The following is a 20,623-nucleotide window of genomic DNA, read 5'->3' on the forward strand; positions in this document are numbered from 1 at the left end:
TCAGCCGAGGCTGACGAGCAGGGCCGCCTGGAGGATGCTGCGACGCTTGACCTGGCGGCTTGCGTCGCCGTCCAGCGCCTCCGCCAAAGCCGCGGTGGGATGCCCCGGCATGGCCAAGCCGGCAAAGACAGGGATGCCCGCGCCGCGGGCGATGCGCCGCACCAGGTCGGTCGGCAGGTGCTGGCATTCCACCGCATCGTAGAGCTGACCCAGCATGCGGGCCGTGGCGTCGATCTGCGGCTCGCTGCTGGTCTCGTCCAGCCCGGATTGCACGAAGGATACGTGGGCGCCAAGCGCCTTGGCTGCCTGGATGAACTCGACCGCGCCTTCGTCGGCGCAATCGGGCGACAGTAGCGCCAGCTGCTTGCCCGCCATCAACTGCCGGGCGGACGCGTCCGCCCGAGCGAGAACCCGGGCATGCCGCAACAGGGCGGCTGCCTCGACGGGGCTTGACAAGTCGGCGCCGACGGCACCCTCGCGGTCTGCGGAACACATGGCTCGGCAGCGTAGCGAAGCGGAATGTGCGGGCCTTGATGAAAGTCAACCCGGCGGAATCTCCTTTGTTGTGGGCCATCCGTCACCATTGGTTCACACAGTGTTACGCAGCGCGACCGAGCGATGCCGCGCATTGCTCATGCGTTGGCAGGCCGTCCCTAGCATGCCTGCATCCAACGCGCCCCCCCCAGGAGAAACGCATGCAAGCCCTGACCTCGCAGCCCGCCGCGCAACAACTCGCCCCCCGCGCTCCCGCCCGCCCGGTCGCCTCGGAGGGCCGATGCGAAGCACATGCCGACGAGGGGCAGCGCATTGCCGACACGCTCAAGCTGATCGCCACCGTGCTGGCGCCCAAGCGCCGCATCGTGCATGCAGGCGAGGTCATCTACCGGGCCGGCGAACGCTTCAACCAGCTGCACATCCTGAACTCGGGCTTCTTCAAGCTCATCAGCATGTCCAGCGATGGCCGCGAACAGGTCGTTGGCCTGCGCTTTCGCGGCGACTGGCTGGGCTTCAGCGCTATCGCCCAGGGCAGCTATGGCTGCGATGCCATCGCCCTGGACACCGCCGAGGTCTGGACAGTGCGCTACGACGCGCTACTGCAGTCCTGCGCCGAGCACCCCGCGCTGATGGCCGTCGTCCACGAGGCCATGAGTCGCGAGATGATGCGCGACCGCGATTCGCTGATGGCCATCTGCACGCTTCCGGCCGATGCCCGCGTGGCGACCTTCCTGCATTACTGGGCCGATGCCCTGGCTGCTCGCGGCCTCAGGGCAGACCAATTCAGCCTGCGCCTGACGCGCGCCGAGATCGGCAACTACCTGGGACTGACACTGGAAACCGTCAGCCGCGTACTGTCCCGCCTTGCGCGAGCCGAGCTGATCGCCTTCAACGAGAAAAGCCGCCGGGACATCTGCATCCCCGACTTCCCGGCACTGGCCGCCTATGTGGAAGGCCGCGATGTGCGGGCCGGCCTGCACTGACGTGCATCGCCGATCGCAGCGACGGGGGAGGCAACGTTGAATCCAGCGGGGAGCCGCAATCCAGAAACCGACACGGACAACGATGGAGGATCTGCTGGAGCCGGCCTGCGGCGGTGGCTGACCGCCCCGCTGACACTTGCCCTGGCCTACGCGGCCTTGGGGCTCGCATGGATTCTTCTGTCTGACCGGCTGCTGCAGTCGATCACCACCGATACAGAGACGCTTGCGGCCCTGGCCCGCGGCAAGGGCATGGCTTTCGTACTGGTGACCAGCGGGCTGATCTACCTGGTGGCCGTGCGCCGGCAGCGCGCACACAGCGACGCACCGCCCCCGCAGGACCGCTCGGCCAGCCTGATGTGGGTGTTCGCGCTGCTGTGCGCAGCTGTCGTCATCGCCAGCCTCGTCAGCTACTCCAGCTCGGCCCAGGAAGCCTACGAGCAGCATGTCGGCCAGTTGCGCCGGGAGGCCCAGCTCAGGGCGGACCTTGCCAGCGGCTGGGCGGAGCGCAGCATGCAGGAGGCCAGACAGCTCGCCGCCGACCCGACGCTGCGCGCCAGCCTGCAGCGCTGGCGCCGCCACCCGGACGACGCTGCTGCAGGCCAGTTGCATCGACAGCTCCAGATGCTGCCGGCCTCAGGCCGCTACACGGGTGCACTGCTACTTGACGAGCATGCCCAACCACTGCTGGGCGCTGTGGACGATGGCGTGCCGGGCCTCGATCCGGCGCTGACCGAGGCCGCTCTCGCCGCCCTGCGGCGTGGGCGCGTCACGCACAGCGACTTCCAGGCCCGGGCGGACGATCCGGCAAGCCTGCGCTTCGACCTCTTCATCCCGCTGCAGGACGACCAGGGGCGGCCCGATGCCGTCCTGGTGCTGCGCGCAGCACCGCGCCGTACGCTGCTACCACAACTGATGGCGGGCTCGGCCGTCGGCAGCCCAGAGACGCTGCTGCTGCGTCCTGACGCGCAAGGCCTTCTGGCACTGGGCCTGGATGCCTCCGACGCACCCGTCATGCACCCCAGCGGCGCTAGCGCGCCATTGCAGGCCTCGCTTGCGTCACTGGCTTCCAACCCTGGCCTCGCAGGCCGGGTGCTTCCCGGCCTCGCCCATGGCCGCGAGAACACGGCTGCCGTGGCCATGGCGCTGCCGGATTCCGGCTGGTACGTCGCGGTGCAACTGCCCCGCAGCAAGCTGCAAGGCGACGGCGCCGCATCCGGCGCAGCGACCCTGTCCCTCGTCAACGTGCTGGCTGTACTCGCCACAGGCGCCGTGGTCTATGCTGCACTGCGCCGCCGTGAGCTGCAAGTGGCCTCCCGCCGGGCGGCCGACCTGCAGGAGAAGGAGCGTGCCTGGAAGATCGCAGAAGTGATCGCCAACAGCTCAACCGACGTCATCTTCGCCAAGGACCTGCAGGGTCGCTACCTGCTCGCCAACGGCGAGATGTGCCGTCTGCTCGGACGCAGCCCTGAGCAGCTGATCGGCTCGGAAGCGCGGGGCCTGTTCCCCATCGAGCAGGTACGCAGATTCCTTGATGACGACAGCGCCGCGCTGAACTCGGCGACGCCGGTCAGCTTTGAAACCCGCTACACAACGCCCCATGGAGAGCGCGTTGACGCCTGCACGCGGGGGCGACTGGTCGATAGCGACGGCCGCGTCATCGGCGTCTACGGCGTCTCCAGCGATGTCACCGCGCGGCGCGCGCTGCAGCAACGCATGCGCCAGTGGAGCACGGCCTTCGAGGACATGCGCGATGGCGTCATCGTCACGGACGCCCAGGGGCGCATCCAGTCGGTCAACCGCGCATTCACGGAGATCACGGGCTACCTGGCAGAGGAGGCCATAGGCACCGGCATGAAGCTGCTGCAGTCCGGTCGCCACGGCAAGGCCTTCTACGAGCAGATGTGGGCCATGATCAACCAGACCGGTCACTGGCAAGGCGAGATTTGGAACCGGCGCAAGAATGGCCAGATCTTCCCAGAGTGGCTGACTATACGCGCCATGCGCGACGAACACGGCCCAGTGACCCACTACGTCGGCGTGTTCACGGACGTCAGCCGAATCAAGGACAGCGAGGCTCAGGCCGAATGGCTGTTCCACCATGATCCCCTGACGCGGCTGCCCAACCGGGCGCAGCTGCAGCGCCGGCTTGAACAGGTACTGGCGCGCGCGCGCCGCCGCGAGGCCCGGCCGGCGCTGCTCGTGATCGCGCTAGACGGCTTCAAGACCGTCAACGACAGCCTGGGCCACCCGGCCGGTGACGAGCTGCTCGTCTGCGTGGCTGAACGCTTGCAGGCCCTGCTGCGCCAGAAGGATTTCATCGGGCGGCTGGGCGGCGATGAGTTCCTCGTCATCCTGGAGAACGGCGCCGATTCAAAAGACGTCGGCGAACGTGCCCACGAGCTGCTGTCTGCGGTGTCCGAGCCAGTCGCGCTGACCGGCGACCAGGACGCCTACCTCACAGCCAGCATCGGCATCTGCGTTTGTGCCGAAGCAGAGGACGCCACCGCCGTGGAGCTGCTGCGCAATGCCGATGCGGCCATGCACCGCGCGAAGGAACTGGGCCGCAACCGGTTCTGCTTCTACACCGGCGACATGCACGCCAGCGCCATGGCCAAGCTGGAGGTGGAGGCGGCACTGAGCCGGGCCATCGAGCGTGACGAGCTTCTGCTGCACTATCAGCCCAAGGTGGATGCGCGCAGCGGCCAGATCGTCGGCGCCGAAGCCCTGCTGCGCTGGCAGCGCGGCGACGCTGGCCTCGTGCCGCCCGGCCAGTTCATCCCTCTTGCCGAGCAGAGCAGCCTGATCCTGGAGATCGGCGCCTGGGTCATCGACTCGGCGTGCAGCCAGATCCGGGCCTGGATGGATGCGGGGCAGCCCGTCGTACGCATCGCCGTCAACGTGGCGGCGCGGCAGTTCGCCGCGGGCGACCTCGACATCGTCGTCGCCAATGCGCTGTTGCGCCACGGCGTGGCGGCACAGCACCTGGAACTCGAGCTCACCGAGGGAATGCTGATGACCAATCCTCAAGCCGGCACGGCCACGCTGCAGCGCCTGCGGGACCTTGGCGTCAAGATCTCGCTGGACGACTTCGGCACCGGCTATTCGAGCCTGGCCTATCTGCAGCAGTTCCCCATCGACACGCTGAAGATCGACCAGTCCTTCGTGCGCCGCATCGGTGAAGTCCCCGACGGCGCGGCCCTTGTCGACGCCATCATCGGTCTGGCTCACCGCCTGCGCCTGCGCGTGGTGGCGGAGGGCGTCGAAACCCCCGCGCAGCGAGAGCACCTGCTGCGCCAGCATTGCGACGAGATGCAGGGCTATCACTTCGGCCGCCCGGCTCCCGCAGAGGCACTGCAGGCAATGCTGGCAGCCTCAGCTCCCGCCTGACAGCGCCCGGGCGATGGCCTGGGCCAGTTCGGCCCGTGAATAGGGCTTCTGCAGCAATTCCCAGCCAGCAGGGGCGTTCTGGTCAGCCTCCAGCAGCTCGGCCGAGAAGCCTGACATCAGCAGGACGGCCAGGCGCGGCAGCCGCTGCTGAGCCTGGCTGGCCAGCACGGTGCCGCGCATGCCTGCGCCCAGTGCGATGTCTGTAAGCAACAGGTCGAAGCCGGCATCCTCGGTGAGCAGCAGCAGGGCCTGCTCGCCGCTCGCGCAGGCCGTCACGTCGCAACCCAGTGCGTCCAGGAATTGCCGGGCCACCGCCCGCACTTCGGCATCGTCCTCCACCATCAGCACCTTGAGGCCTGGCAGCAGCTCACCGCCCTGGCCGACGGGTTCGTCACGGATCAGCTGCGGGTCCCAGGGCCTGGGCAGATAGAGCGAGATCGTCGTGCCGGCGCCGGGCGCCGAATCGATGGTCACCGCCCCGCGCGACTGCTTGGCGAAGCCGTATACCGTACTCAGGCCCAGGCCCGTGCCACGCCCGACCTGTTTGGTCGTGAAGAAAGGCTCGAAGGCGCGTTCCCTGACCTCTTCCGGCATGCCCGTGCCGGTGTCCGTGATGGCGATGCGCAAGAAGCGCTCGTCCTGAGCGCTGGGGTCGTCGACCTCGCGCCGCACCTGAGCCGGCAGTGCGCCTGCCGGTCCGGCGCTGAAGCGCAGCGAGCCACCGTCAGGCATTGCATCACGCGCGTTGATGGCAATGTTGAGCAGCGCAGACTCCAGCTGGCCCGGGTCTGCCAGCACCGCCAACGGGGCGGCCGGGTTGCCCGCCAACTCCACGCCGATCGCGATGCGCTGGTCCAGGGTGCGGCGCAGCATGTCCGCTAGCGAGTGCAGCAGCGCTCCAACGTCCACCGCGGCAGGCTGCAGCACCTGGCGCCGCGAAAAGGCAAGCAGCTTGCCGGTCAGCTCAGCGCCGCGCCGCGCCGCGCGCGTCGCGGCGCTGACGAGTTGCTGACCGAACTCATGGTCGGCCAGCACAGGCAGTTCCTCCAGCACCTGCAGGTTTCCCTGGATGACGGTGAGCAGGTTGTTGAAGTCATGGGCGATACCACCGGTGAGCTGCCCCACGCTCTCCAGCCGCTGCGCGTGGTTGAGCGCCTCCTCGCTTTGGGCCCGCTGCAGACAGGTCGCCAGCAGGTTGGCCATGGACTGCAGGAAGCGAATATCGTCGTCGCCGAAGTGCCCGGCGGCGCACGAGCGCACACACAGTACGCCCGTTACGCGCCCGCGATCGGACAGTGGAACAGCCAGCAGGCTGACCATGCCGGCGTCGAGATCGGCCTGCGGCACCTCAAAGCGGTCCTCGCGCGCAAGGTCGGCCACGACCAGGGGCTGGCCATGCGCCAGCACATGGCCAGCCGACGTGCGCGGGTCGGTCGGCAGCCGAGTGTCCAGCGGCAGCGAGGCGACATCGCCAAAGCGGCTGACGACACGCAACTGCAGCCGGTCAGGCTCCAGCAGCAGCACGCTGGAGAACTCGGCCTCCAGGGCCTGGGCGGCGAGCTCGGGAACTCGCATCAACAGCTTCTGGGGGTCGCGCTCGTCGACGGCCAGGCGCCCCAACTCGGCCAGGTGCTCACTGTGGCGCGCACGCTGCAGGGCCTGCCTGACGCGCGGATAGGCGCCGATGTCGCGGATGGCCGCCACCACGTACGGCAGACCGTGGCTCTGCAGTGGACTCAGTGCGATCTCCACCATCACCTCGCTACCATCTCGGCGCTTGGCCACCAACTCCATCTGCGTTCCCATGGGACGCGGACGCGGAGCCAGGCCGTAAGCCTTGCGGTAGGAGGCGTGGCGGGGACGGATGCTGTCGGGCACCAGCGCATCCACGGCAGTCCCGATGAGCTCGCCGGACGCATAACCCAGCAGCGCCTCGGCGGCGGGATTGGCCAGCACGATCTGCCCTTCAGCATCCACCAGCAGCAGGCCGTCCGCCGCCGCAGAGAACAGCGAGCGGTAGACGCCCAGGTCGTCCACGACCTGCGGCGTCGGCTCTGGGGCGCGGAGGCCGTCCATTCAGGAAACCGGCTCCACCGGCGGGATGAAGATGTAGCCGGCGCCGCGCACCGACTTGATGATCTGGGGGTTCTCCGCGCTCACCTCCAGCTTCTTGCGCAGGCGGCCGACCTGCACGTCGATGGTGCGGTCGAACGGCGCCGCCTCGCGGCCGCGCGTGTGCTCCAGCAGGAAGTCGCGCGACAGCACGCGCCCGGCGTGCTGGGCCAGCGCTGCTAGCAGCTCGAACTCGCCCGTCGTGAGCCTCACCTCGGCGCCGGCGGGGTCGTCCAGGCGCCGGGCGGCCAGGTCCAGCCGCCAGCCCAGGAAGCCCAGGCAAGGCCCCCCGGAAATCGTAGTCGCGGCGGGAGGGGACAGTGCAGCGACAGCAGGCGGCGTGGGCTCGATACGCCGCAGCACGGCCTTGATGCGGGCCACCAGTTCGCGCAGGTCGAAGGGCTTGGTGACGTAGTCGTCGGCTCCCACCTCCAGGCCCACGACCTTATCCACCGCGTCACCGCGGCCGGTAATGATGACCAGGCCGCAGCGCCAGTGTTCACGCAGCTGGCGCGCGATGGCGAAGCCATCCTCGCCGGGCAGCCCAAGATCCAGCAGCACCAGCTCGGGCGGGTCTGCGGGCATGAGCTCCATCAGGGCACGCCCCGAGTGCAGCTGCGTGGTTCTGAAGCCATGCGTGCCGAGGTAGTGGGCAAGCAGCTCGGTGATGGCGAATTCGTCGTCGACTACGGCAATGTGCTGGATCGTCACGGCGTCGGCGCGTCAGCTTCGTTGGGGACCGGCAGCCATTCTTGCACCGATCCGTGACACCGGCCGAAGGACTGCCGGGCGGCCTCGCCGCGGGAGCCTACCGCCCTCCCAGCACCCGCGCCGGCAGCATGACGATAGCCCGCAGCAGGCCGAACGCGCCGTCGACCGCGATGCCCAGCAGCCTGAATGGCAGCGTGATCAGCCAGACCAGCGGCCACAGCACCAAGGCCAGCAGTGCCAGCGGCCAGCAGATCACGAACAGAATGCACCAGAGCAGGAAACCGAACATCGCGAAACTCCTTACTTGGCCGGCAGGCTCACGCCCGGCTTCAGGTGCTTGTCCAGAAACTCAACCATGCGGCGGTTGGCCTCGATCTGGTTCTTCTTCTTCGAGAAGCCATGACCCTCGTCGTCGAACACCAGGTAGTCCACCGGCACGTTGTTCTTCCGCACCGCTGCGACGATGTCGTCGCTTTCCGGCTTGATGACGCGCGGATCGTTCGCGCCCTGGATGACCATCAAGGGCTTCCTGATCTCCTTGGCGTGGAAGAGCGGCGAAGTGGCCATCAGGAATTCGCGATCCTTCACCGGGTCGCCGATCTCCTGGTACAACGCTTGGCGAAAGCTTTCCCAGTACGGCGGGATGCTCTCCAGCGTACGGATCCAGTTGGCAACGCCAAAGATGTCGATGCCGACCTTGAAGGCCTCGGGGCGAAAGGCCATGGCGGACAGCACCATGTAGCCGCCATAGCTGCCACCGACGATGCCGATGCGCTCGGGGTCGATGACGCCGGTGCCGGCGAGAAAGGTCTTGGCCTCGATGCAATCCCACAGCGGCTCGCGGCCATGCTTGCCGTCGTCGGCCGTGAAGAAGCTCTTGCCGTAGCCCGAGCTGCCGCGGTTGTTGATGCCCAGCACCGCATAGCCGTTGTTGACGAAGTACTGCATGAGCGCCGAGTAGCCCCGCATGGTCTGGCCGCCGGGGCCGCCGTGCACCCAGACAATCGCCGGCACCTTGTTCGTCGGCGAGGCCTCTTTCGGAAGCATATAGACGGACGGAATGACCATGCCGTCGAAGCTCTTGAAGCGGACGATGCTCGCATCCACCAGCTCACTGGCATCGATGTCCTTGGACAGGCTCTGGGTCAGTTGCCGGGGCGCCGCGCTGGAGCCCACGTCGGCGACGAAGAGGTTGCTGGGCGAGCGGTCGCCGTTCACGTAGAAGGCCATACGCTTTCCGCTGGCCGAGAAACGCACGCCCCGCACTTCGCCGCCAGGCAGTTTGGGCAGCGCGATGGGCTGGCCATCGCGGTACAGGCGCAGTGCGATGCTGGCGTCGGCATTGATGCCGGTGACACGATGGCGGCCGTCCTTGGAGAAGGCCGTGTAGGCGACGTCCCAGTCGGCCTTCTCGACCTCGCGGGTCGCTCCGCTGGCGATGTCGTAGGCGACGACGCGGGTGAACTCGCCGCCGTCGTTGCTTGTCATCAGCAGCGCTTTGCTGTCCGGCGTGAAGTCCTGCGGCGCGTACTGAGCCACGCCTGTGTGCTTGGTGATGTGCTTGATCTCGCCGCTCTTCAGATCAGCAAGATGCACGTCGGAGTCGGCGGTGGTGTTGACCTTGGCCAATGCCAGCCAGCGGCCGTCGCGACTGATGTCGGCGACTTCCCAGCCGGCCTCGTTCTTGAAGACCAGCGTACGGGCATAGGTCTTGGCGTCGAAGCGGTAGAGATCAAAGAAGCGTGGATCGCGCTCATTGGTCGAGACGTAGAAAGCCGCGTCGTCGCCGCTCCAGCCCATGAAGTTGGCCTTGAGCTTGTCACCCGGCGTCAGGTCTCGTTCGCTGCCGTCCAGCTCGCGCACATAAAGGTGATTGAGTTCGTTGCCCGCCTGATCGCGGGTATAGAGGATCCGGTCATCACTGGGGAAGAAACCGACGGCGTAGTGACTGTCGGTCTTGGAATTCGTCAGCTGCTCCGGCTTGCCGCCGCCCACGGGCATGGCATAGACGTTGAAGATGCCGGTCTCGTTGCTGTGGAAGAGGATGCGGCTCTCATCGGCCGAAAAACTGGCGCCACCGATGTTCACGGTGGCCATGAACTGTTCAATGGTGTAGCGCTTGGCCGGCTTGGACGCCTTGGTGGCGGCGGCCGGCTTGGCGGCGGCCGGCTTGTCGGCGGCGGTGGCGGTTCCCGCCAGCAGGGCGAGCGTTGCGACGACAGTCAGCAGGGGGCGGCTCATGGAGTCTCCATATCAACAGGTGATTGGACTCTAGCCAGCTCGATCGCTCCCCCCATCGCGGTTGTGACGAAGCGCCGGATTCGCGGGACAGGCGGTTCATGGCAGCGCTGGGCCGCCCCTGAGCCGCCTTGCGCTATCGCGAGCAGGCTGACTTACGGCCCGACCTGAGGTGCCGTCATTTCATGGAACGGCCGGCGACATAGCAGGCGGCGAGATTGCGCTCGTCGGCCAGCGTCATCCAGGCGAAGACACGCTCGTGCAGTTCGCGGGCAGCAGCATCGCGCGCCTCGGCCACGGGGCCTTGGGCCCAGTCCCAGACGCAGAGGTCAGCCGTCTGCCCCACCGACAGGCCTCCGATCTCGCCACCCAGCTGCAGCGCCTCTGCCGCCCCACGCGTAGCCGCGTGCAATGCCGACCAAGCCGTCATCCGCTCGCCGCGCAAGGCCTGCACCTTGTAGGCGTCACCCATGTTGCGCGGCAGGCACAGCGAGGTGCCGCCGCCCACGTCCGAAGCCAGGCTGACGTTGAACATGGCGCCGGACCACTCGAACAGCCCGCTGCCGAGGAAGAGGTTGCTCGACGGACAGTGGGCAATCTGGGCGCCACGGTCCCCAATGACGACACGGTCGCGCGGATCCAGATAGATGCCGTGCGCCAGCACCGAGCGTGGGTGCACCAGGCCAGCGTCGTCGTAGACATCAAGATAGCTGCGCGCCTGCGGGAAGAGCTCGCCCACCCAGGCCACCTCGGCGCGGTTCTCGGCCAGGTGGGTCTGCATGTAGAGGCTGGCGTCAGACCGGCACAGGGCACCAGCCATCGCGAGCTGTGCAGGCGTGCTCGTCGGCGCAAAGCGCACTGTCACGGCATAGGCCAAGCGATCACGGCCGTGGAAGCGGCTGATGAGGTCGACGCAGTCTCTCTCGGCATTGACGACGTCATCGCGCAGTCCATCCGGTGCATGGCGGTCCATCAGCACCTTGCCTGTGACCAGCCGCATGCCGCGTGCCGCGGCGCTCTCGAACAACGCCTCGGCTGAAACCTTGTGCACCGTCGGGAAGACCACGGCTGAAGTGGTACCGCTGGTCAGCAACGCATCCAGGAACACCTCGGCGCCCGCGCGGCTACGCGCCGGGTCGGCAAAGGCGCATTCGCTGGGGAATGTGTAGCGCTTCAGCCAGTCCAGCAACTCGGTGCCGTAGGAGCCGATGACCTCAAGTTGAGGGCAGTGCACGTGGGTATCGATGAAACCTGGCAGCACCAACCGGCCGGCATGGTCCTTGCGCTCCCAGCTCTCGTCCGGCTCGGCAGCCTGCCGGCCAACGATGCGGCCGTCCTCGATCAACAACCAGTGATCGCGGTCGAAGCGCACAGCTGGCGACTCCGTGTCACCCCAGCGTGGTGCGGCCGTGAAATCCAGCAGATCACCCCGCAAAGCCCATCGGCGCTGACTGTTGGCGAATTTTTCCTGGTTAGTAAAACTCATATGGCAATTCTGAGGCAAGGTTCGACAATCAGGTGCAGCATGAATACCCGACCCATCCGCTTTTTCCACCGTGGCGACGTCGTCGAGGTGGCCGACCTGCCCCCGACGACGACGGTGCTGCAGTACCTGCGCGAGCACGCCGGCTGCACCGGCACCAAGGAGGGCTGCGCCGAGGGAGACTGCGGTGCCTGCACTGTCATCCAGGGCGAGCTGGGCACCGATGGCGAGTTGGTGCTGTGCAACGTCAATGCCTGCACGCAGTTCCTGCCGACTCTGGACGGCCGCATGCTGCTGACCGTGGAAGATCTGGGCGGCCCCGAGATCCCCAACCCCGCGCAGCAGGCGCTGGTGGACTGCCATGGCTCGCAGTGCGGCTTCTGCACACCTGGCTTCGTCATGAGCCTGACAGCCTGCTACGAGGCCCACCAGGCCGCGGGCACCAAGCCCACTCGCCAGCAACTGGCCGATGCGCTGGCCGGCAACCTGTGTCGCTGCACCGGCTACCGACCCATCCTGGATGCTGGCGAACGGATGTTCGACGGCCCCGTTCGCTGCCTGGACCGCGCTCCCATCGCCGCGGCGCTGCAGGCCCTGGCCGCCGACGCGCCGCTGGACTACGTCCACGGCAGCGCCCGCTTCCATGCGCCGCGGACCATCGCCGAGCTGGCCCGGCTACGCGAAGCCCATCCCCAAGCGACGTTGCTGGCCGGCTCGACCGACGTCGGTCTGTGGGTCAACAAGCAGTTCCGCGACCTGGGGGACGTCATCTACACCGGCCGCGTCGCGGCACTGCGCGAGATCCACGAGGAAGGCGGCTGGCTGTGGATAGGCTCCGCCGCCACACTGGAAGACAGCTGGGCCGCACTAGCCACCGCAGTGCCGCGACTGCGTGAGCTGTGGCTGCGCTTCGCGTCGCCACCAGTGCGCCACGCCGGTACGCTGGGCGGCAACATCGCCAACGGATCGCCCATCGGCGATGGCGCGCCGGCGCTGATCGCGCTAGACGCTGACGTCATCCTGCGCCGCGGCGCACAGCAACGCCGGCTGAAGCTCCAGGACTTCTATCTGGACTACATGAAGAAGGACTTGCAGCCCGGCGAGTTCGTCGAGGCCTTGCATGTTCCGCTGCCGACAGGCGACTGGCAGTTCAGCGCACACAAGATCGCCAAACGCCACGACAGCGACATCTCGGCCGTCTGCGCCGTGCTGGCCCTGCGCGTCGATGCCGGCATCGTGCACGAGGCCCGCTTCGCCTTCGGCGGTATGGCCGCGATCGTCAAGCGTGCTGCTGCCGCCGAAGCCGCAGTCGTCGGTCATCCCTGGAGCGAGACCACCGCGCTGGCCGCCGCAGCCGCCCTGCCGCAGGACTTCACGCCCATGACCGACATGCGCGCGTCGAGCGCGTACCGGCTCAAGGTAGCGCAGAACCTGTTCATCAAGCTGTGGCTGGAAACCGACGGCGCCGCGCCCATCGGCATCTGGCCCTCACTGCAGGAGGTGCCGGCATGAACAAGCCCGAAGCCCTGCCAGCGCTGCATCCCGTCGTTGGCCGCTCGACGCCGCACGAGTCAGCCCACCTTCATGTCAGTGGCGCAGCGCCCTATACGGACGATCTGCCCGAGCCCGCCGGTACGCTGCATGCGGCGCTGGGCCTGTCGCCCATCGCGCACGGCAGGCTGCTGGGCATCGACCTTGAGCACATCCGGCGCATGCCCGGCGTCATCGCGGTGCTCAGCGCGGCCGACATCCCCGCCGAGAACAACTGCGGCCCGTTGCTGCATGACGACCCCATCCTTGCCGCCGGCGAATTGCGCTACGTCGGCCAGCCCGTGTTCGCAGTCGTCGCGACGAACCGTGAAATGGCCCGTCGCGCAGCGGCGCTGGCCAAGCAGGCAATCCAGGCGGAGCCGTTGCCGCCTGTACTGACTGCGCTCGATGCCCATGCAAAGGGCCAGTATGTTCTGCCGCCCATGCACCTGACGCGCGGTGAGCCGGGCGAGCACTTGGCCAATGCGCCGCAGCGGCTGCAGGGCAGCTGGAGCCTGGGCGGCCAGGAGCAGTTCTATCTGGAAGGCCAGATCAGCCTGGCCGTGCCGCAGGAGGGCGGCGAAGGCTTGCTGGTGCACTGCTCCACGCAACACCCCAGCGAGATGCAGCAGCTGGTGGCCCATTGCCTGGGCTGGCACGCGCACCGCGTGGCCGTGCAGTGTCGGCGCATGGGCGGAGGCTTCGGCGGCAAGGAATCACAGTCCGCGCTGTTCGCCTGCGTCGCGGCCATCGCCGCGCTGAAGCTGAAGAGGCCCGTCAAGCTGCGCGTGGACCGTGATGACGACTTCCTCGTCACCGGCCGCCGACACGGCTTCGACTACCGCTGGGACGTGGGCTTCGACGCCGACGGTCGCATCCTTGCCGCCGAGATCGACCTGATCTCCAACGCCGGCCATAGCGCCGACCTGTCCGCGCCGGTCATGGCCCGCGCGCTGTGCCACTTCGATAACGCCTACTGGCTGCCCCATGTGGCCATGCATGGTTTCTGCGCCAGGACCAATACGCAGAGCAACACCGCCTTCCGTGGCTTCGGGGGTCCGCAGGGCGCCATCGCCGTCGAGATGATCTTGGACGGCATCGCACGCCGGTTGGGGCTGGACCCGGCCGAGGTGCGCCAACGCAATTTCTACTCAGCAGGACGGGATATGACTCCCTATGGCCAGCGGGTCGAGGAGTTGCACGCCCAACCGCTGACGGCGCAACTGCTGGCCAGCAGCCGCTACGCCGAACGCCGCGCCGAGATTTCCGCCTTCAACGCCAGCAGCCCGGTGCTGAAGAGAGGCCTGGCGTTCACGCCGGTCAAGTTCGGCATCTCATTCAATGTGGCCCACCTGAACCAGGCCGGCGCGCTGGTGCATGTCTACACCGACGGCTCCGTGCTCGTGAACCACGGCGGCACGGAGATGGGCCAGGGGCTGAACACCAAGGTGGCTCAGGTTGTCGCTCATGAATTGGGCCTGCCGCTGGCATCGGTACGCTGCTCGGCCACCGACACCAGCAAGGTCGCCAACACCTCGGCCACGGCGGCATCCACCGGCAGCGACCTGAACGGCAAGGCCGCACAGGATGCGGCACGCAAGATCAGGCAGCGACTCGCCGGCCTCGCGGCCGAGCGCTTCGGCTGCGAGGCCGAGCTGGTCGCTTTCGAAGCCGGCCAGGTCAGCGGAGGTGGCCAGAGCGTCGCCTTCGGCGACCTCGTTGCAGCGGCCTACCTGAAGCGCATCCAGTTGTGGAGCGACGGCTTCTATGCCACGCCCGGCCTGCACTGGGACAAGACCAGGCTGCAAGGCCACCCGTTCTATTACTACGCCTGGGGCGGTGCTGTCTGCGAGGCCCTGGTTGACACGCTGACCGGCGAAAGCCGCATCGTCCGCGCCGACATCCTGCACGACGTGGGCCAGAGTCTGAATCCCGCCATAGACATCGGCCAGATCGAAGGCGGCTTCATCCAGGGCATGGGCTGGCTGACGATGGAGGAGTTGGTCTGGCACCCGGTGACAGGCTTGCTGACGACGCACGCTCCGAGCACCTACAAGATCCCGACGGCCAACGACTGCCCACCCGAATTCCGCACCGAGCTCTTCGGCATCGCCAACACCAGCGAAACCATCCACCGCAGCAAGGCCGTGGGCGAGCCTCCACTGCTGCTGGGTTTCGCGGCGCTGCTTGCGATCAAGGATGCCTGCGCGGCCTGCGGGCCGCAGCGCTGCGACCCGTCGCTGCAAGCTCCGGCAACGGCGGAGGCGGTGCTGCGCGCAATAGACTCTGTGCGATGAAACTCGCCGTCTGCACTACCGCCCTGCTGCTGGCCCTCACGGGCTGCGCCACCGTCAAGCCGCCCTCCCCACAGATCGTCAGCGTCGATGCCTGGGGCGGCACTTCGTCCGGCACTCTGGCGCCGGCGCAGCAGATCAGCAAGATCACCCTCCATCACCAGGGTGAGATCTGGAAGGACGGAACGGACGTTGCGGCCTATCTGCGCCGGCTGCAGCAGTGGTCACGAAACACCAAGCACTGGGCCGACATCCCCTACCACTATGTCATCGCGCCGGATGGCCGCATCTACGCGGCACGGCCGCTGGCACAGGCCGGCGACACCAATACCGAGTACGACCCGCGCGGCCATGCTTTGGTCATGCTCCTGGGCAACTTCGAGGAGCAGCAACCCACGCCAGGGCAGCTGGACGCTGCCGTCGAGCTGACCGCATGGCTGGCGCGCGAGCACCGGCTGGGCGTGAACGCCATCGCCAGCCACAAGGACTTCAGCAAGCAGACGGTGTGCCCGGGCAAGAACTTCTACGACGCCTACTTGGCGACGGGCTGGTTCAAGGCCGAGGTCGGCAAGCGCCTGTAGTCAGCGCGGCTTCTGCGTCGCGACGACGACGGCTTGCGTGCGCGACGTGACGCCAAGCGCCTTAAGCACTGCGGCGACATGGTCCTTCACAGTCTCCACACTGACGCCCAGTTCACGCGCAATCAACTTGTTGGACAGGCCCTGCGTCAGCAGATGCAGCACATGCTTCTGGCGCGGCGTCAGCGGCAGATCCGCCCAGTCGGACACTCGAGCGGCCAACTCTGCGGGCCTGGGCGCCTCGTCGGCGCGCGGCTTCAATGGCGGGACATAGGTACCGCCGGCCAGCACTAGGTGAAGGGCCTGCACCAACGTGTTCAGGTCGCTTCGCTCGGGCACATAGCCCATCGCGCCGGCACCCAGCGCCTGAAGAGCCTCCTCGGTATCGTCGCTGCCGGATATGACGACCACCGGCAACAGCAGATGCTCGCGATGGATCTCCTGCAGCAGTTCGAAGCCGCCGTCCATATGCAGATCCAGCAGCACCAGGCGGGGAATGTCCTGCGCCAGCGCGGCGCGCGCGGCAGCAACGCTGTCCACGCCTTGCACCCGGGCGCCGACGAAATGCTGTTCGACCAGGCCGGTGAGTGCCGCGCGCACCATCGGAAAAGCATCGACCAGCAAAATCCGCATCACACCCCTCTCGTTACGGTCATCAATGATAGTCAACGCAGCGCGGCGGCCAGCAGCGGCTTGGCCCAGGCGGGCACGCCGCGCAGCGGCGCATGCGCCACGACGCGACCGCCCTGCATCTGCAGCAACAGCGCGGGCTGGGGCCGGCGGCCGGCGCGCGGGTCAGCCTCGAAGCTGTTGTCGTAGATACGCAGGCTGGCGAGGTACGGCATCAGCTTGACGAGATTGCTGCGGCTGGCGTCGAAGCGCTCGCGTACCTTGGCCTCTGGAATGTCATGCCCACCTGCCGCCACGCGAGTGGCGATGCGGCGCAGGTGCAACTCGGGCGCGGCCAGCCCGGCGAACCAGAGGTGCACCTCGGCTCCGGCCCGCGCACCCTCCAGCAACAGCTTCGCGATGCTGGCGCCGCCCAGCGTCGTCTCGAAGGCATAGGTCAGCCCCTCGGCCAGCGCCCGCTCCAGCCCGCGCCTGCCCAGGGTCCAGGCGAGGCCGTTGGCTTGTTCAGCCGACAGCACTGGCTGCTGCTCGCGCAAGCGGGCGGCGATGATGTCAGGGTTGAAGAACTCGGCGCCGCTGGACTGGATCGCCGCACCGCCCAGCGAACTCTTGCCGGCGCCGTTGACGCCGGCAAGCACGAAAAGCCTGGCGGGCAAGGTTCAGGCCGCCTTGCGCCGGGAGCGTTTAGCAGCTCTCGCTGCGGCGTGGCCGATGGCCTCCGGCGCCATGGCAAACGCATCCGACAGCGCATCGCCCTGCCCCTGCATGCGCGCCAGCATCGCGTCGAACTCGCCGCCGAGCGCACCGAGATCGGGCTCCGCCGCGCGCTGCAGCTCTCGGTAGCGCTCGACTGACATCAGGACATAGGCTGGCTGATCATGCTTGGTGATCAGCACCGCGCCATGGGCAGCCACGGCACGGCCCACCTTCTGGATGCCGGCCACGAGCTGCGTGGCCGACACGCTGGGCAGTTGGTCGGCGATGGCTGGCTCAAGGATGACGGACATGGGCGACATTCAGACATCGGAATGTCGATATTTTGCCTATTTTATGGAAAATAGGAAGTTAATGGGCCTCCTCCCAGTTGGCACCCACACCCACCTCGGCCAGCAGTGGCACCTTGAACTCGGCGACGCCCGCCATCAGCCGCGGCACCTCGGTACGCATCCAATCCAGCTCGGCCTCGGGCACCTCGAACACGAGTTCGTCATGCACCTGCATGATGATGCTCGATTGCTTGGCCGAACGATCCAGTTCCGCCTGCACGGCCAGCATCGCCAGCTTGATGAGGTCGGCGGCCGTGCCCTGCATGGGCGCGTTGATGGCCTGGCGCTCGGCGCCGGCGCGCCGCGGCCCGTTGCCGCCGCGGATCTCGGGCAGGTAGATGCGCCGGCCGAACAGCGTCTCCACATAGCCCAGCTCCGCCGCGCGCGCCTTGGTCTCGTCCATATAGCGCTTCACGCCGGCGAAGCGGGTGAAGTAGCGGTCGATGTAGTCCTTGGCCGCCTTCTGCTCGATGCCCAGCGCGGCGGCCAGGCCGAAAGCGCCCATGCCGTAGATGAGACCGAAATTGATGGTCTTGGCATAGCGGCGCTGCTCGGACGACACCTCGTCGAGCGGGACGCCGAACACTTCGGAGGCCGTGGCGCGGTGAACGTCCTGGCCCTCCTGGAAAGCCTTGAGCAGGCCCGGGTCCTCGCTGATGTGGGCCATGATGCGCAGTTCGATCTGCGAGTAGTCGGCGCTGACGATGCGGCAACCCTCGGGCGCCACGAAGGCTTCGCGCACGCGCCGCCCCTCGGCCGTGCGGATGGGAATGTTCTGCAGATTAGGCTCGTTGCTGGACAAACGCCCCGTGACGGCCACGGCCTGCGCGTAGTTGGTGTGCACGCGGCCAGTATGGGCGTTGATCTGCAGCGGCAGCTTGTCGGTGTAGGTACTCTTGAGCTTGGCGAGGCCACGGTACTCGAGGATCTTGGCCGGCAGCGGGAAGTCCGCAGCCAGCTCGGTCAGCACCTCCTCGTCGGTGGACGGCGCGCCGGTGGCCGTCTTCTTGACGACCGGCAGGCCCAGCTTTGTGAACAGGATGTCGCCGATCTGCTTGGGCGAGCCGATGTTGAACGGCTGCCCGGCGATGTCATAGCACTGCTGCTCCAAAGAGATCAGGCGCTGTCCGATCTCGTGGCTCTGCAGCTTGAGCTTGTCAGCGTCTATCAGCACACCATGGCGCTCGATACGGGCCAGCAGCTCGGCCGTGGGCATCTCGATGTCGCTGTAGATACGCATGAGGCCCGCATCGGCCTCGATCTGTGGCCACAGTACCTGGTGCAGGTGCAGGCACATCTCGGAATCCTCGCCAGAGTAGGTCGTGGCCTTGGCCACGTCCACCTGCGCGAACGGGATCTGGTGCACGCCTTTGCCGCACAGATCCTCGTAGCTCAGGCCCTGGCGGCCAAGGTGACGCTCGGCCAAAGCCTCCAGGTTGTGGGTCTTGTGAGCCTCAAGCACGTAGCTTTCCAACAGCGTGTCGTGCTGCACGCCGGCAAGGGCGATGCCGTGGTTGGCGAAGACATGGCGGTCGTACTTCAGGTTCTGCCCGATCTTGCTGGCGGAGGCATCCTCCAGCCAAGGCCTGAGTCGTTCCAACACCGCATCGAAAGGCAGCTGCTCGGGCGCATCGGGGCCGCTGTGGTGCAAAGGGATGTAGGCAGCCTCGCCAGGCTTGTCGGCAAAGGAAATTCCCACGATGGCTGCGGCCATGGGGTCGAGCGAATCGGTCTCGGTGTCCAGTGCACACAACGGCGCCGCGCGCAGCCGGGCGATCCAGGCGTCCAGCTGCTCGAACGTGAGGATGGTGTCGTACTGGCGGGCGATGTCGACGGCCGGCGCGGGCGACACCGCGTCGAACAGGCCGGGAGCGGCCGCGGCAACTGCCTTCGGCCGGGGCGCCGGGGTTTCGCCCGTCAGCTCTTTCAACCAGGTCTTGAAGCCGTTGCGCGTGTAGAAGGCGGCCAACGCCTCCTTGTCGAGCTCGCGCAAGGCCAGCGGCTCCAGTGTCGGCCAGCCGGATATGTGCCCGCCCAGGTCGCAGTCCAGCTTCACGGTGACCAGCTTGCGCCCCATGGGCAGCCAGTCCAGCGCGGCGCGCAGGTTCTCCCCTGCCTTGCCCTTGACCATGGGCGCGGCAGCAATGACGCCGTCCAGCGAGCCATGCTCGGCAATCCACTTGGCTGCCGTCTTGGGACCTACACCGGTCACGCCCGGCACGTTGTCCACCGTGTCACCCATCAGCGTCAGGTAGTCGATGATGCGCTGCGGCGCCACGCCGAACTTGGTCAGCACGCCCGCCTCGTCCAGGCGTTCGTTACTCATGGTGTTGATGAGCTCCACATCGGCGCTCACCAACTGGGCCAGGTCCTTGTCGCCGGTGGACACGATGACGCGATGGCCCTGCTCCACCGCCACACGGGCCAGCGTACCGATGGCGTCGTCGGCCTCGATGCCAGGCACCATCAGCACCGGCCAGCCCAGCAGCCCGACGACCTCGTGGATGGGCTCGATCTGCGCACGCAGCTCCGGCGGCATGGGTGCACGCTGTGCCTTGTACTCGGGGTACCAGTCGTCCCGGAAGGTCTTGCCCGGCGCGTCGAACACGCAGACGGCGTGCTCGGCGCCGATGTCGTTGCGCAGCTTCTTCAGCATGGCCACCATGCCATGCACCGCCCCGGTGGGCTGGCCCTCAGGCCCGCGCAGGTCGGGCATGGCGTGGAAGGCACGATAGAGATAGCTGGAGCCGTCAACCAGCAGCAGGATGGGTTTACTCATGAGAGAGATTCTCGGCCAGCCCGCCACCTAGAATCGGCAGCATCATGCTTCGCCCCACCACCCTCCTGCTGCTGACCGCCTTGGCGACCGGCGCCCTGGCCGAACCACCTCCAGAACCGAAGGTCGAGCGCACCGTATCCGAGGACGATCAGGTGCGCATCGAGGAACTGAAGGTGCGCGGCGAGGCCAAGAAGGTCACGGTGAAGAACAAGGTCACCAAGGCGCCGGACTACGAAATCGTCGTCAACGACGCAGGCCGCGAATCGGCCGGCGGCACGGGCACTGGCATGCCCAAGAGCGGCTCGGGCACGCGGGTCTGGCGAGTCCTCAACTTCTGATCGCGCGCGGCCTGGCGGC

General features: G+C 67.2%; 16 protein-coding genes. 6 read left to right on the top strand and 10 right to left on the bottom strand.

Features of this window, described 5'->3' with window-relative positions; genetic code table 11:
- Positions 1 to 495, bottom strand: a complete 495-nt coding sequence (locus QM732_RS15930) for an ornithine carbamoyltransferase (RefSeq protein WP_415657083.1) — start codon at positions 493 to 495, stop codon at positions 1 to 3.
- Positions 496 to 695: 200 nt separating this feature from the next.
- Here QM732_RS15930 and QM732_RS15935 point away from each other — a divergent pair, with 200 nt between their 5' ends.
- Together QM732_RS15935 and QM732_RS15940 are read left to right on the top strand one after the other, a co-directional pair.
- Entirely contained in the window at positions 696 to 1,478 is a 783-nt protein-coding gene (locus QM732_RS15935; protein WP_415657084.1) for a Crp/Fnr family transcriptional regulator, read from the top strand.
- 36 nt (positions 1,479 to 1,514) lie between these two features.
- On the top strand, positions 1,515 to 4,865 hold the full coding sequence (locus QM732_RS15940; RefSeq protein ID WP_415657085.1) for a putative bifunctional diguanylate cyclase/phosphodiesterase: 3,351 nt from the start codon (positions 1,515 to 1,517) through the stop codon (positions 4,863 to 4,865).
- Here QM732_RS15940 and QM732_RS15945 read toward each other — a convergent pair.
- From QM732_RS15945 to guaD, 5 genes are all read right to left on the bottom strand, one after another.
- Positions 4,851 to 6,941 (bottom strand): PAS domain S-box protein, encoded by a 2,091-nt coding sequence (locus QM732_RS15945; protein WP_415657086.1) that lies wholly within the window; start codon positions 6,939 to 6,941, stop codon positions 4,851 to 4,853. The genes QM732_RS15940 and QM732_RS15945 overlap by 15 nt on opposite strands.
- The gene (locus QM732_RS15950) at positions 6,942 to 7,688 is read right to left on the bottom strand and encodes a winged helix-turn-helix domain-containing protein (protein WP_415657087.1); all 747 of its coding nucleotides are present in this window, start codon (positions 7,686 to 7,688) and stop codon (positions 6,942 to 6,944) included.
- Between the two features lie 97 nt (positions 7,689 to 7,785).
- On the bottom strand, positions 7,786 to 7,977 hold the full coding sequence (locus QM732_RS15955) for a hypothetical protein (RefSeq protein ID WP_415657088.1): 192 nt from the start codon (positions 7,975 to 7,977) through the stop codon (positions 7,786 to 7,788).
- An 11-nt stretch (positions 7,978 to 7,988) separates the two neighbouring features.
- Positions 7,989 to 9,929 carry a prolyl oligopeptidase family serine peptidase gene (locus tag QM732_RS15960; protein WP_415657089.1) on the bottom strand — a complete coding sequence of 647 codons (1,941 nt, stop codon included), beginning with the start codon at positions 9,927 to 9,929 and terminating at the stop codon, positions 7,989 to 7,991.
- 175 nt (positions 9,930 to 10,104) lie between these two features.
- The gene (gene guaD / locus QM732_RS15965; protein WP_415657090.1) at positions 10,105 to 11,412 is read right to left on the bottom strand and encodes a guanine deaminase; all 1,308 of its coding nucleotides are present in this window, start codon (positions 11,410 to 11,412) and stop codon (positions 10,105 to 10,107) included.
- A gap of 39 nt (positions 11,413 to 11,451) precedes the next feature.
- On the opposite strand from guaD, the gene xdhA reads away from it, so the two are divergent.
- From xdhA to QM732_RS15980, 3 genes are read left to right on the top strand one after another with little or no spacing between them, the layout of a single operon-like run.
- Entirely contained in the window at positions 11,452 to 12,921 is a 1,470-nt protein-coding gene (xdhA, locus tag QM732_RS15970) for a xanthine dehydrogenase small subunit (protein ID WP_415657091.1), read from the top strand.
- The gene (gene xdhB / locus QM732_RS15975) at positions 12,918 to 15,236 is read left to right on the top strand and encodes a xanthine dehydrogenase molybdopterin binding subunit (RefSeq protein ID WP_415657092.1); all 2,319 of its coding nucleotides are present in this window, start codon (positions 12,918 to 12,920) and stop codon (positions 15,234 to 15,236) included. Before xdhA ends, xdhB begins: the two co-directional genes overlap by 4 nt.
- Complete coding sequence (locus QM732_RS15980; RefSeq protein WP_415657093.1) at positions 15,233 to 15,814, top strand: peptidoglycan recognition family protein; 582 nt, start codon at positions 15,233 to 15,235, stop codon at positions 15,812 to 15,814. The genes xdhB and QM732_RS15980 overlap by 4 nt, the downstream gene beginning before the upstream one ends.
- Here the strand turns inward: QM732_RS15980 and QM732_RS15985 are convergent, their stop codons facing one another.
- From QM732_RS15985 to polA, 4 genes are read right to left on the bottom strand one after another with little or no spacing between them, the layout of a single operon-like run.
- Complete coding sequence (locus QM732_RS15985; protein WP_415657094.1) at positions 15,815 to 16,444, bottom strand: response regulator transcription factor; 630 nt, start codon at positions 16,442 to 16,444, stop codon at positions 15,815 to 15,817. It abuts the gene before it with no gap.
- Positions 16,445 to 16,476: 32 nt separating this feature from the next.
- Positions 16,477 to 17,097 carry an AAA family ATPase gene (locus QM732_RS15990; protein ID WP_415657095.1) on the bottom strand — a complete coding sequence of 207 codons (621 nt, stop codon included), beginning with the start codon at positions 17,095 to 17,097 and terminating at the stop codon, positions 16,477 to 16,479.
- Between the two features lie 3 nt (positions 17,098 to 17,100).
- Positions 17,101 to 17,448 (bottom strand): type II toxin-antitoxin system prevent-host-death family antitoxin, encoded by a 348-nt coding sequence (locus QM732_RS15995; protein WP_415657096.1) that lies wholly within the window; start codon positions 17,446 to 17,448, stop codon positions 17,101 to 17,103.
- Between the two features lie 58 nt (positions 17,449 to 17,506).
- Positions 17,507 to 20,266: a DNA polymerase I gene (polA, locus tag QM732_RS16000; RefSeq protein WP_415657097.1), complete on the bottom strand. Its 2,760-nt coding sequence runs from the start codon at positions 20,264 to 20,266 to the stop codon at positions 17,507 to 17,509.
- Positions 20,267 to 20,310: 44 nt separating this feature from the next.
- Here polA and QM732_RS16005 point away from each other — a divergent pair, with 44 nt between their 5' ends.
- A complete protein-coding gene (locus QM732_RS16005; RefSeq protein WP_415657098.1) occupies positions 20,311 to 20,604 on the top strand; it encodes a hypothetical protein in 294 nt (97 codons plus the stop codon).
- The last annotated feature ends 19 nt before the right edge of the window (positions 20,605 to 20,623 follow it).

It is taken from the genome of Roseateles sp. (genome assembly GCF_047654805.1).
Taxonomy (GTDB): domain Bacteria; phylum Pseudomonadota; class Gammaproteobacteria; order Burkholderiales; family Burkholderiaceae_C; genus Pelomonas.

Coding starts and splice junctions, on each gene's coding strand:
- QM732_RS15930 (WP_415657083.1), bottom strand. CDS start 495: ATGTGTTCCGCAGACCGCGAGGGTGCCGTCGGCGCCGACTTGTCAAGC.
- QM732_RS15935 (WP_415657084.1), top strand. CDS start 696: ATGCAAGCCCTGACCTCGCAGCCCGCCGCGCAACAACTCGCCCCCCGC.
- QM732_RS15945 (WP_415657086.1), bottom strand. CDS start 6,941: ATGGACGGCCTCCGCGCCCCAGAGCCGACGCCGCAGGTCGTGGACGAC.
- QM732_RS15955 (WP_415657088.1), bottom strand. CDS start 7,977: ATGTTCGGTTTCCTGCTCTGGTGCATTCTGTTCGTGATCTGCTGGCCG.
- QM732_RS15960 (WP_415657089.1), bottom strand. CDS start 9,929: ATGAGCCGCCCCCTGCTGACTGTCGTCGCAACGCTCGCCCTGCTGGCG.
- guaD (WP_415657090.1), bottom strand. CDS start 11,412: ATGAGTTTTACTAACCAGGAAAAATTCGCCAACAGTCAGCGCCGATGG.
- xdhA (WP_415657091.1), top strand. CDS start 11,452: ATGAATACCCGACCCATCCGCTTTTTCCACCGTGGCGACGTCGTCGAG.
- xdhB (WP_415657092.1), top strand. CDS start 12,918: ATGAACAAGCCCGAAGCCCTGCCAGCGCTGCATCCCGTCGTTGGCCGC.
- QM732_RS15980 (WP_415657093.1), top strand. CDS start 15,233: ATGAAACTCGCCGTCTGCACTACCGCCCTGCTGCTGGCCCTCACGGGC.
- QM732_RS15985 (WP_415657094.1), bottom strand. CDS start 16,444: ATGCGGATTTTGCTGGTCGATGCTTTTCCGATGGTGCGCGCGGCACTC.
- QM732_RS15995 (WP_415657096.1), bottom strand. CDS start 17,448: ATGTCCGTCATCCTTGAGCCAGCCATCGCCGACCAACTGCCCAGCGTG.
- polA (WP_415657097.1), bottom strand. CDS start 20,266: ATGAGTAAACCCATCCTGCTGCTGGTTGACGGCTCCAGCTATCTCTAT.
- QM732_RS16005 (WP_415657098.1), top strand. CDS start 20,311: ATGCTTCGCCCCACCACCCTCCTGCTGCTGACCGCCTTGGCGACCGGC.